Genomic DNA, 11,426 nt, shown 5'->3' with positions numbered 1-11,426 from the left:
GTGACAGTACCCGATGCGTCGATCCGATCGAGGAGCCGATGCAGCACGTCATGCCATAGACGCTCGCGCTCGAGCGTGAGCGCATTGACGAGCGGCATCGAATGGGCTTGCGCGCGAGCGATTGTCTCAGGCGTTGGCATCGGCGCTGAAAAACCTTCGAGGATCTGGTGTTGAGCCTCGACGAGAGATGCCATCAGCCCCAGATAGCCGGCAATCGGGTGACCATCGGCGAGCTTGCGCAGGCGCGCAGCACGAGCTGAAAAGACGGTAGACCGCTCGGGCAGACGAATACGAGGAATGGCGGTGTGGTCGAGCGATTCGATTTCGCCCGGTTGCATGATTCGCGGAGCCACGTCGTTGCACCTCGAAAATGACGGAAAGCGGCGAGGCAGACGTGCCCCGTGATTGCGAGTTCGATTCGCCGTGCTGGCGTAGTCGTTACCGTTAGTTCAACGCTTCAAGATTTCGCGAAACCACTTAGGATGGTGCTTGTGTGCCCACCCAAGCGTAACGGTCCCGCGCACCATCGCTGAAAAGGAGCCCTTCACCCAGAATCCGGCGTACACGTGGATGATGATGCCGATGATCAACACGAACGCCGCGAACGCATGCAGTACTGCCGAAACGCGGATGAGCCCCACGGGAAACGCGCCGCCGAAGTACCGCCGCCAGATCCCGATGCCAGTCAACAAGAGAAGCAGAAGGCAGGCGACCATGACGAAGAACAGCAGCTTTTGCCCCGCGTTGTAGCGGCCAATCTGAGGCAACGCGTCCTCGCGATTGGCGAGAACGTCGTCGATCTGCCTGAGCCATTGAACGTCGTCCCTATCGAGCAGATTGTGGTGCCATACCCGCGCGGCGAGTGCGATAAACGCAATGAACATCACAATGCCGACGAACGGGTGCAAGATGCGTGTCCATTGACCACCGCCGAAAAGGGCCGATAACCAGAACATGGCCGGATGAAAGAGCGCAAGCCCCGATAACGCGAGCAGCACGAACGTGATCGCCGTGATCCAATGCAGCGTGCGCTCGTTAGCGGTATAGCGCACGAGGTATCCGCTCCTCTCGGGTGTCATGGCTGCCCCTTTCGTTGTTCGCGAATGCGCCGCGCCTCGTCGCGCGCAGCGGCCTCGTCGGCTTCGGACACTTCATTTGGGCCGACTCGCACGTAATGGAAGAAACCCGCGAGCACGGCGAGCGCCATCGCACCCAATGCCAACGGCTTCGTAAGGCCTTTCCAGACCAACACCATCGGGCTGATGTGCGGATCATCGGGTAGGCCGTGATAAAGCGACGGGCGGTCTGCGTGATGCAGCACGTACATGACGTGCGTGCCGCCCACGCCTGGCGGGTCGTAAAGCCCGGCTTTGTCGAACCCGCGCTCCTTCAGATCGACGATGCGTTCCGCGGCGTGCTGGTGCATGTCTTCCTTGGTGCCAAATACGATGGCCCCGGTCGGGCACGTCTTCACGCATGCCGGCTCGAGGCCGACAGCCACACGATCCGAACAGAGTGTGCACTTGTAGACGCGATTGTCCTTCTTCGAAATGCGCGGAATATTGAAGGGACATCCCGTTATGCAGTAGCCGCAGCCGATGCAGTTTTCCTCATGAAAATCGACGATGCCGTTCGTGTATTGCACGATTGCGCCCGGAGAGGGGCAAGCCTTCAGGCAGCCGGGGTCCTCGCAATGCATGCAGCCGTCCTTGCGGATCAACCATTCGAGATCGCCTTTCGGATTCTCGTATTCGGCGAAACGCATGACCGTCCATGAGTCTTCCGTCAAATCTAGCGGATTGTCGTAGACACCGACGTTCGTGCCGATTTTGTCGCGGGTGTCGTTCCATTCCATACACGCCGCCTGGCACGCCTTGCAGCCGATGCATTTCGTGACGTCGATCAGTTTCGCGACCGTGCCGCTCGCGGGCTCACGCACCGAAGGCGGCTGGACCGTCGTGGCCGAGCTTCGTTTGATATCGAGCGATTGAAGCGCCATCGTCTTCCCCTTCGATCCATTACACCTTTTCGACCTTCACGAGGAACGACTTGAATTCGGGCGTCTGAGAGTTACCGTCCCCCACTACCGGCGTTAGCGTGTTGGTGAGATATCCGGGTTTCGCCACGCCCATAAATCCCCAATGCAACGGGATGCCCACGGTCTGCACCTTCTTTCCTTCGATCGTGAGCGGCTTGATTCGTTTTGTCACCACGGCGACAGCCACAAGATATCCGCGGTTCGAAGAAACTTTCACGCGTTCGCCAGCGGACACGCCCAAGCTGTGTGCGAGTTCCTCGCCGATTTCCACGAACTGCTCAGGTTGAAGGATCGCATTGAGGCGCACATGCTTGGTCCAATAGTGGAAATGCTCGGTCAGGCGGTAGGTCGTGGCGACATGAGGAAATTTGTCCGCGGTGCCGAACGCGGCGCGGTCATCGGGGAATACGCGCGCGGCCGGATTGCTGGTTGCCAGCGCGTTGTGCGGATGAAGCGGGTTGTAGCCGAGCGGGTTTTCAAATGGTTCGTAGTGCTCAGGAAATGGGCCTTCCACCATCTGATCGCGTGCGAAAAACCGCGCGACGCCTTCTTGCAGCATGATGAAGGGGCTCATGCCTTTGTCTGGCGGTTCGTCGACCTTGAAGTCGGGTACGTCCGCCCCGGCCCACGCGGTGCCGTTCCAGGCGATCAGCTTGCGAGCGGGATCGAACGGCTTGCCGTTGGCATCGCACGAAGCACGGTTGTACAGCACGCGGCGATTGGCGGGCCACGCCCAAGCCCAGCCGAGCGTTTGTCCGATCCCCGTTGGATCGGCATTGTCGCGCCGCGCCATCTGGTTGCCGGCCTGCGTCCATGCGCCGGCGAAGATCCAGCACCCGCATGCCGTCGTGCCGTCGTCCTTCAATTGCGCGAAGCTAGCAATCTGCTCGCCTTTCTTCACAAGCACTTTCGTCGAATCCTTCGGATCGGGCACATCGGCGAGCGCACGGCCGTTGTACTCCTTCGCCAACTCCTCGGGCGTCGGACTATCGGGGACGGCGTAGGGCCAGGCAAGGTTCACGATGGGGTCCGGATACTTGCCCCCTTCCTTTCGATAAAGCTCGCGGATGCGTACGAAAAGGCCACCCATGATCTCGAGGTCGCTTCTCGCATCGCCCGGAGGCGCTGCGCCGCGCCAATGCCATTGCAAGACGCGGCCTGAATTCACGAGCGAGCCGTACTCTTCGGCAAAGCACGTGGTAGGCAGACGAAACACCTCGGTCTGGATCTTCGACGAATCGACGTCGTTGTGCTCACCATAGTTCTTCCAGAACTCGGACGTCTCGGTCGCGAGCGGGTCCATGACGACGAGCCATTTCAACTTGGCAAATGCGCCCGCGTTTTTCCCCTTGTTCGGCGCAGCGGCGAGTGGATTGAAGCCCTGCGCAATGTAGCCGTTCATCTTGCCTTGATGCATCAGCTCGAGCCCTTGCATGAGATCGTAGGACTTGTCGAGCTTCGGCAGGTAGTCGTAGCCCCAGTTGTTTTCCTTCGTCGCAGCGTCGCCCCACCACGACTTCATTAAGCTGACGAAGAAGGCCCGGTAGTTCTGCCAATAGCTGAGCTGATTGGGTCGCAGCGGCTTTAACGCGCGCTTTTGGATATAGGCTTCGTAATCCTGCTCACTTTGTAGTGGCAGCGTCATATAGCCGGTGAGCAGATTCGACAAAAGTCCGAGGTCTGTCAGCCCCTGAATGTTCGAATGCCCGCGCAGCGCATTCATACCGCCGCCAGCAACGCCGATGTTGCCGAGTAACAACTGCACCATTGCACCGGTACGGATCATCTGCGCGCCGACGGAGTGATGCGTCCAGCCGAGTGCATAGAGGATCGTCCCCGCTTTGTTCGGCGCGGCCGTGCTCCCGAGCATCTCGCACACGTGCAGGAACTTCTCGTGCGGTGTGCCGCAGATCGTCTCGACCATCTCGGGCGTGTAGCGCGAGTAATGCGTCTTCATCAGCTGATAGACGCATCGCGGATGGTTCAACGATGTATCGGTTTTGACGAATCCATCGTCGCCGAGCTCGTAGTCCCACGTGCTCTTGTCGTAGCTGTGCTTGCCGGCGTTGTATCCGGAATAGAGGCCATCGTTGAAAGCGAAGTCCTCGCGGACGATGAAACTGAAATCGGTGTAATTGCGCACGTATTCGTGCTGGATCTGGTCGTGCGTCAACAAGTAGTTGATGACGCCGCCAAGGAACACGATATCCGTGCCGGTACGAATCGGTACGTAGTAATCGGCAACCGATGCCGTGCGCGTGAAGCGCGGGTCGACCACGATCAGACGCGCCTTGCGGTGCGCCTTCGCCTCGGTAACCCACTTGAAACCGCACGGGTGCGCTTCGGCGGCATTGCCGCCCATCACTAGAATGACGTCCGCGTTCCTGATGTCGACCCAATGGTTCGTCATCGCTCCACGGCCAAACGTCGGGGCAAGACCTGCCACCGTCGGGCCGTGTCAGACACGCGCCTGATTATCAAATGCGAGCAGACCTAAACTGCGAGCCGTCTTATGTGTGAGATAGCCGACCTCATTGCTGCTTGCCGACGCCGCGAGCATGCCCGTCGTGAGCCAGCGGTTGACCTTCAGGCCGTCGGCGGTGGTCTCGACGAAGTTGGCATCGCGGTCTGCCTTCATCAGCTTTGCGATCCGGTCGAGCGCGTCGTTCCACGATATGCGCTCCCAGTGGTCGCTGCCGGCTGCCCGGTATTCGGGATAGCGCAAGCGGCTTTCGCTATGAATGAAGTCGATGAGGCTCGCGCCCTTTGGGCACAGCGTGCCGCGGTTGACGGGGTGATCAGGGTCACCCTCGATGTGGAAGATGCTGCTTTCCACATTCTTCGCGCCGTCGCCGAGCCCATACATCAGGATGCCGCAGCCAACCGAGCAGTACGGACAAGTATTCCGTGTCTCCGTCGTGCGCGCGAGTTTGTACTGTCGAACTTCGGCGAGCGCGGGAGCCGGTGAAAATCCGAGTAGCGCGAGACTCGAACCGGCAAGAGAAGACGCACTTACCTTCAGGAATTGTCGCCGGGACAGTTGAAGCATGGTCGCCCCTCCGCTATCGATGCGTCTGGAGTTGTTTCAGTTTAGGCGAAACGTGCACCAGACGCGAGAATCGAAGCGTGGCGTGCCGAACTACTCGGCACGCTTGTGAGGCACTTTAGAATCGATGCCGCAGACCCACCACAAACAGCAATTGACGGTTGTTTGCAGAGGCCGGGACATTGAACATCGATGCGTTGAACACCGCCATGCCGCCACCGCCCGTGACTACTTGGTAAAAGCTCTCCACATATAGATCGGTTCTGCGGCTGAACGAGTAGTCTGCCTGCACGATGGCCTCGTGCCATTTCGGGCTGAGATTGGCCGTCGTCGAATCGAAATGCCCATCGGTCAGCGTGTACGACGCGGCAAGACTCAAGTTGGGCCTGACAAAATACCGACCGTTGATTTCGAAGTTGTCGAAGCGAAGATTGTTGCCGAGCAAGGGGGCGAGATTGCCGCTCTGCCACACGCTGGTGACATTGTTGGTCGACGAATGCGTCCAGACGAATCCAACGGATGAAGCCCCGAAATGGTATTGCGCGCCGGCGCCATAAATTTGCGTCCGGCCCCCGGTGATAACCGAATCGCCGTCGGCGGTGGTTAAGGCGCCGCTTGCGTTCAAGTCGGCAGCAGGGGTCGCGGCACGGTCAATCTGCTCGAAGGCCGCCGCCAAGGATACTGGTCCGTTCGAGTACCTGGCACCAAAGCTATAGGCCCGATTGTTGGCAAACTGGCCTGCTTCGTTCGAAAAGCCGTACATTCCACCGACCTGCAGGCCGCGGTAGTGGACGCTGTCGAACCTGACCATGTTCTGCATGCTCGTATGCCGAATCATGTCGTCGTTATCGAACGGGTGATCGGCGAGATTGCCGGCCCATCCGATACCTTCAGCGGAGAGCGGTGAAATCCACTCGGACATGTAAGCGTAACGCCGCCCGAGTGTGACAGTACCGTACTGAGTCGAGCTCACGCCAACATAAGACTGCCGCCCCCAGAGAGCGCCGGTATTGCTCAGCTTGCCGTTGGAGCTGGAAAAGCCGTCTTCGAGATCGAAGATGGCGCTGAGTCCACCGCCGAGATCCTCCTTCCCGCGAAAGCCCCAGCGCGACCCGCTGATACCGCCACTGTCCATTTCGATACCGCTACGACCAACCCCTTGCGCCGTCTTCTCGTTATTGCCGTATATCAACGCGGAATCAATGATGCCGTACAGTGTCACGCTGCTTTGCGCATAGCTGGCTCCAGCCCACAGACACATCACCGCCGCCGAAACTACCGGCCTAATCAGCTTATTTTTCACTTTCAGAATGCCAAATTACCGAACTGCCGATATATATCGATATATATATCGATACTCGCAAAAAAGGGGCACTTCTCGCCCGCTCAAGATTGTAATGGATGACTCACAAGTCCCAAGGGTACAGTTCGCCGCACGCGGCAGGGTAACAGTGGACCATCGCGCGTAGCGCGACAATCCACGGCAACCGGCGTGCGGCGATCCGCATCAATGTGCGGCATCAATCGTGGCCTGCACTGCAGACGGTACCGCCTGCGTGTTGCCGGTCACAACGGGTTTGATGACATCCAGCCCATGTTGTTCAAGCAGCGCACGGCCTTCGGCGCTCAAAAGAAAGCTGGCGAATCGAGCCGCACCGCTTGCATTCGGTGCATCGTTGAGAATGGTCAGCGTGTAGCCCGCCTTTGCCTGCAGCTCCGGTGCCGGCCGGATGGCGGCAATCTTCAGATCCTTGACTTCGGTCGAGTAGAAGAAGCCTGCGTCGAGCTGGCCCGATTGCAGGCGTCCGACGAGCGTTTCCTCGGGCAGAACCTGGGCAGGATTTTCCGGCGCGCCGAGGACCTTTTCCACGAGGTCCGGTTCATGATAAAGATCGGCTGCCTTGGTCATCATCTCGACAGTGAATGCCCCTTTCGGATCGAGCTTCGGATCGGTGCGGCCGATTCGAATACCGGGCTCCTGCAGGACCTGATCCCAGCGCTTCGTCTTGAATTCATCAGCAAACTTGCTTTGAGGGGTGTAGCCGATCATCAAAGGCGATTCCGCGAAGCTGACGAACCAAGTCACGTGATCGCCGTTCGCGGCTCCCATCAGGTCACTATTCACTTTTGGGCTTGCACTGATAAATACGTCACCGCGCCGGAGCTTGCCCTTGATCTCATTGGCGATCTTGTTCGATCCGGCCGCGTAGCCCCGAAAATGCAAGCCCGTTTCCTTTTCAAACGCCGGGCCGACACTGCGCTCCATCAGGTTGACCAACGAGCCCGCATACAGCACGTTGACGGTGCCGTCATCGGCAGCGTGGACGTTTGTGCTCACCGCGGTCGCGAGCATCACACAGGCCCCCAGCAGCTTACGAATCATGTCGTTTCCTCCGAGCGTTATAAAGGCCCGTATATTACGCCGGCCGCGACCAATTTGGCATTAACTGCGAGGTGAGCATCGGGCGTTGCTTCGCGGCTTTTCCCCGCTACACTGGGTGCTCGTGCGCTCAACCTGAGTCTTGAACAAAACCCGTCAATGGAGGCAGCAATGCGAACCAGTGCCCGAAATCACTTTGTTGGTCAGGTAACCAAGGTCAATGCCGGCGCCGTGAATGACGAAATCACGTTGCGCACGAAAGAGGGCCTCGACATCGTGGCAATCATCACGCATGGCAGCGCGGCCGCGTTGGATCTTGCGGCTGGCAAGGCGGCGTTTGCACTCGTAAAAGCGTCGTCGGTGATTGTGATGGTGGATGCGGACACCAGCAAAGTATCGACGCGCAATCGCATCGCTGGCTCGGTGTCGTCCGTGACCAAGGGCGCGGTCAACTCCGAGGTCATCATCTCGACGCAAGGCGGCGCGCAGATCGCTGCCATCGTGACGAACGAGAGCGCGGATCATCTCGGACTCGCCAGCGGCAAGGCCGCAGTTGCCGTCTTCAAGGCATCGAGCGTGATTATCGGCGTCGATTGAGAAATGTGTGACGCAGGCAGGAGGGCATTGAGCGTTTACTGGCAGCGGTCCCGCACCTTTATCTGAGGCGATATGACGTTCGTGAGCGCTCAATCCGGCGAGAACGATGTCGCTCCCACGGCGCATCGCCAACGGGTGCTGCTGGCTGGCGCCATTGACGCGAATTCACCCGATGCAATCCTGTTTGCCGCGCTCATTGCGGCGCGTGACAGTCGACAGGAACTTGCCTTGCTTGGGTTGTCCCGCAGCGAACTCGATGCGCTGCTTGAGCGGCATTTCCCGCATTGCCCAAACGCCATCGTGTCAGCACGCACGGCAGTCGTTACGATCGGCAATCACGCGCACGCGGACTTTGTCGCCGCGCTGCGCGCTTTGCTTCTCGACCACGTTAGCGTCGCAGTCCGGCATGAGGACGCCGATTGCCTCGCGTCGATCATTGCACACGCGTGCCTGCGTCCCGACCATTTATGGCGGGACTTGGGGTTCACTGGACGTGAGGCGGTTTCCGGCATGCTGGAGCGCTATTTCCCAACGCTTGCTGCGCGCAATGTCGAGAACATGCGCTGGAAAAAATTTCTCGCTCAGGAGCTTGCTGCAACGATGGGCTTTGAGCCTGGACCTGCGCCGGGTTGCCCTGGGTGCGAAGACTACGCCTTCTGCTTTCCGAGTCCCCGCTAGCGACGACACCGGCGCGAAGGGCGGCACCTGCGTGCGCGTAGCCCGTCGCAGCAAGCCGCATCGTGTATGCTTTTGCGCATGACTAAACCAGCAATCGAAAAGACGACTTCGCCAAGCACTGCGCCCGAGGTGCGCTTTCGCATGCGTGTCCTGCAAGCGGACGCCATCGTGCTAGGCCCCGGCAAGATCGCACTGCTTGAGGCCGTCAAGGAACATGGGTCGATTTCAGCTGCCGCACGCAATCTCGGCATGTCATACCGCCGCGCATGGCTGCTCATGGACGAACTGAACCGCTCGCTCGCATCACCGGCTACCGTGTCTGAGCACGGGGGGCAAAGCGGGGGCGGTAGTCTACTGACGCCCGTTGGGGAAGAGATTATCCGTCTGTATCGGGAGATCGAGACACAGGCCTACGCCGCCTGTACTTCGCAGATCGCCACGCTTACGAAACTCGTCAAGCGTTGATGCGGGGTTGTCGTATCGCTTTTGCCGAGTTATCGATGCTGTACATGGAGTCACGATACAAGGCGCTATGCGGTAGACGCTGACTGAGTGGCATATACACGCGTCATCAATTCAACGAAGCTCGCAACACTCGCGCTCCGAACCGGATAGTACGCGATGTGATGACGGTCGCACACACGCTTGAGCGTGTTCATCGAATCGTGGTCGATGCAGTCGACGGGAAACACGACGGCATCTGCGTGTGGCAACACGCCCGGCAGCAAGCCCTTGCGATCCTCGATACCGCCGTCGTGAATGGTCAACTGACCGCCTGCGGATTGAACGACCCGCGTGATCACGGCATTCGAGCTCGGCCTTCCGCCAACATACACAATGCGCTTGCCCTGAAGGGCGTCGAGCGCATTGCGCTGTATGGCGGGCCCGTCCGCAGAGAACTCCATGGCTTGCTCGATCGCGCTTGACTCGGCCCGCATCGCCTTGAGTAGCGTGCGCGCCTCATCGAGAGCCGCACGCAACGTTTTTGCGGTTACGTGCTCTTGCTCCGCACGCTGCTCGGCGGCTTCGCGCCGATTCGTCTGAACAGCGACGCGCTGCTCCAGCTCGCTCAACGCGGCGCGCAGCGTCGACACTTCGGCTTTCAGATCGGCGTCTCCGGTGCAGCGATACCGCTCGGCCCGTATCGTAAGCTGTTCAATCTGCGTGGTCAGATCGCGAGTCAGGGCGTCCCGCTGCTTGCCCATCTCGTGCAGGCGGTTCTGCTGCCGCTCGACCTTCTCTTTGAGGGCTGCGTTTTCTTCCTCGAGCGCGACCAGTCGGCGAATGTCGGCGCGATTCGCGGCGCCGACCAGGTGCGAGAGCATATGGACGTCGCCAAATGCGACTTGGCGCATCTCCAACGTCGCCGCCGGATGCGTCATCACCGCCCAGTATGCCGGCGGAACGTCCCCCGTCTTGAGTGCTTCCGCCCATAGTTGCTGTACGCCCTCAATGTCTTTGACCGAGCCGAAGCGCTTGATTGCCAGCGCGTAACGCGTGTCCAAAGCTTTGTGGAGCGCCTTGGCGCCGGCACCGCCCATCACCGCGAGCTCAACGGCGGCATGATGAATCTGCAGATCGGTTGCGTGCTCCCGGTCGAGCGCGGTGAAACGTGGCACGAGTTTGCGCAATTCGGACGTACTCAGGCAGGTTCCGATCACCGAGCAATGAATGTGCATGTCGAGGTCGGCCAGATGCGTCCTCCGCTGCCGCTCCGGTTGCTTCGACACAACCGGTTCGCAACACTGCGCGCGTTGTCGACCTAAGTAGTCCTCTGTGCCCAAGGAAGAGCGAGCCAGGCGAAACGGGGGAGTGTGCTGAGTGTGCATCACGAACACCATCCAGTATGAATATCGAATCGGCCACAAGCGACGTCCCTGATCCGTACCGCGTGTTCCCGGTTCCGGGCCAGCCTCAACCGCATGCTCCTTCTCGCAATTTCGTCCCTGCAAGGTTGATATCCGTTGCCGATGGATAGCTTATCCATTGACTCACCCATACGTATCCTCGTTGGCGTAACACCGCGCATTGCCACGCGCGGACATGAGGCAATCCACGCCTCCCAAGCCTGAGGTTCGTAATATACCGCAGAATATATCGGTGACGCGGAATCTTGGCCCGTCGGCTCGCCTTCCACCCGTCTGCGCTGCTTTCAATGATGTCGCGACGGCTGGGAAATGCCGCGCTCGTGGATAGCATGGACACCTCAGAATCGACCCATGCGCCCGATCGCACCCAATGCGTTACGCCGAACGACATGCCTCTTTGGGCATATCGCTTCAGCTATGCACATCTGTGATCACTAGCGTTATATTTAGTGATATATTTCGCCAATTCGCATATCTGTCTTTCAATTTCGCAATTCTTATCGATTTCGGCAATAGATGATTCCGATTTAGAAATTATCCAGCGGACGGGCCAATGGACCACCCGGGCAAGGCAGCTTGCGCGGGTGTTCTGATTTCGCGTCGGGGCGCACCCGCACTCTCATGCCATTCCCGTGCAATGAATGAGGATCGATTTTCTTGCCAATTCAAGGCGGAAATGTCGCGCGTCAGCCATTAATAAATCAGATAGACCATCGTAATACTAATGAAAATCAAGAACCAACAATTGCTTTTCGCCTCGCTTGCGCTGTTCTCCAAGATTGTGCCCGTCCATGCGCAGCAGGCTCCGTCGGCCGCGAC

10 protein-coding genes are annotated in these 11,426 nt (G+C 59.1%); 3 read left to right on the top strand and 7 right to left on the bottom strand.

Going from position 1 to position 11,426, the window contains the following annotated elements; all coding sequences use genetic code 11:
* From fdhE to VL598_RS01150, 6 genes are all read right to left on the bottom strand, one after another.
* On the bottom strand, positions 1 to 353 hold a 353-nt coding region (fdhE, locus tag VL598_RS01175), incomplete at its 3' end, for a formate dehydrogenase accessory protein FdhE (protein WP_325324867.1).
* A 96-nt stretch (positions 354 to 449) separates the two neighbouring features.
* Positions 450 to 1,079: a formate dehydrogenase subunit gamma gene (locus VL598_RS01170; RefSeq protein ID WP_325324866.1), complete on the bottom strand. Its 630-nt coding sequence runs from the start codon at positions 1,077 to 1,079 to the stop codon at positions 450 to 452.
* Complete coding sequence (fdxH, locus tag VL598_RS01165; RefSeq protein WP_325324865.1) at positions 1,076 to 1,999, bottom strand: formate dehydrogenase subunit beta; 924 nt, start codon at positions 1,997 to 1,999, stop codon at positions 1,076 to 1,078. Before fdxH ends, VL598_RS01170 begins: the two co-directional genes overlap by 4 nt.
* Positions 2,000 to 2,018: 19 nt before the next feature.
* Positions 2,019 to 5,087 carry a formate dehydrogenase-N subunit alpha gene (gene fdnG, locus VL598_RS01160; protein ID WP_325324864.1) on the bottom strand — a complete coding sequence of 1,023 codons (3,069 nt, stop codon included), beginning with the start codon at positions 5,085 to 5,087 and terminating at the stop codon, positions 2,019 to 2,021.
* 115 nt (positions 5,088 to 5,202) lie between these two features.
* Positions 5,203 to 6,387, bottom strand: a complete 1,185-nt coding sequence (locus tag VL598_RS01155; protein WP_325324863.1) for a porin — start codon at positions 6,385 to 6,387, stop codon at positions 5,203 to 5,205.
* Between the two features lie 204 nt (positions 6,388 to 6,591).
* Positions 6,592 to 7,467, bottom strand: a complete 876-nt coding sequence (locus VL598_RS01150; protein ID WP_325324862.1) for an extracellular solute-binding protein — start codon at positions 7,465 to 7,467, stop codon at positions 6,592 to 6,594.
* A 168-nt stretch (positions 7,468 to 7,635) separates the two neighbouring features.
* Here VL598_RS01150 and VL598_RS01145 point away from each other — a divergent pair, with 168 nt between their 5' ends.
* The 3 genes from VL598_RS01145 (at position 7,636) to VL598_RS01135 (ending at position 9,204) form a co-directional block, all read left to right on the top strand.
* Positions 7,636 to 8,061, top strand: coding sequence for a TOBE domain-containing protein (locus tag VL598_RS01145; RefSeq protein ID WP_325324861.1), 426 nt, complete (start codon positions 7,636 to 7,638; stop codon positions 8,059 to 8,061).
* 72 nt (positions 8,062 to 8,133) lie between these two features.
* Positions 8,134 to 8,739 (top strand): nitrogen fixation protein NifQ, encoded by a 606-nt coding sequence (locus VL598_RS01140; protein WP_325324860.1) that lies wholly within the window; start codon positions 8,134 to 8,136, stop codon positions 8,737 to 8,739.
* A gap of 141 nt (positions 8,740 to 8,880) precedes the next feature.
* Complete coding sequence (locus VL598_RS01135) at positions 8,881 to 9,204, top strand: winged helix-turn-helix domain-containing protein (RefSeq protein ID WP_414718636.1); 324 nt, start codon at positions 8,881 to 8,883, stop codon at positions 9,202 to 9,204.
* Between the two features lie 65 nt (positions 9,205 to 9,269).
* Here VL598_RS01135 and VL598_RS01130 read toward each other — a convergent pair whose 3' ends face one another.
* Complete coding sequence (locus tag VL598_RS01130; protein ID WP_325324868.1) at positions 9,270 to 10,568, bottom strand: DUF2325 domain-containing protein; 1,299 nt, start codon at positions 10,566 to 10,568, stop codon at positions 9,270 to 9,272.
* Between the last annotated feature and the right edge of the window lie 858 nt (positions 10,569 to 11,426).

The organism is Trinickia sp., from assembly GCF_035492435.1.
GTDB lineage: Bacteria > Pseudomonadota > Gammaproteobacteria > Burkholderiales > Burkholderiaceae > Trinickia.
Note: the sequence above shows the minus strand (reverse complement) of the source record. Positions and strands in the feature narration are given on the sequence as shown.

Excerpts from the sequence above, each read along its gene's own strand:
- VL598_RS01170 (WP_325324866.1), bottom strand. The coding sequence starts at position 1,079 with ATGACACCCGAGAGGAGCGGATACCTCGTGCGCTATACCGCTAACGAG.
- fdxH (WP_325324865.1), bottom strand. The coding sequence starts at position 1,999 with ATGGCGCTTCAATCGCTCGATATCAAACGAAGCTCGGCCACGACGGTC.
- VL598_RS01150 (WP_325324862.1), bottom strand. The coding sequence starts at position 7,467 with ATGATTCGTAAGCTGCTGGGGGCCTGTGTGATGCTCGCGACCGCGGTG.
- VL598_RS01145 (WP_325324861.1), top strand. The coding sequence starts at position 7,636 with ATGCGAACCAGTGCCCGAAATCACTTTGTTGGTCAGGTAACCAAGGTC.
- VL598_RS01140 (WP_325324860.1), top strand. The coding sequence starts at position 8,134 with ATGACGTTCGTGAGCGCTCAATCCGGCGAGAACGATGTCGCTCCCACG.
- VL598_RS01135 (WP_414718636.1), top strand. The coding sequence starts at position 8,881 with ATGCGTGTCCTGCAAGCGGACGCCATCGTGCTAGGCCCCGGCAAGATC.
- VL598_RS01130 (WP_325324868.1), bottom strand. The coding sequence starts at position 10,568 with ATGCACACTCAGCACACTCCCCCGTTTCGCCTGGCTCGCTCTTCCTTG.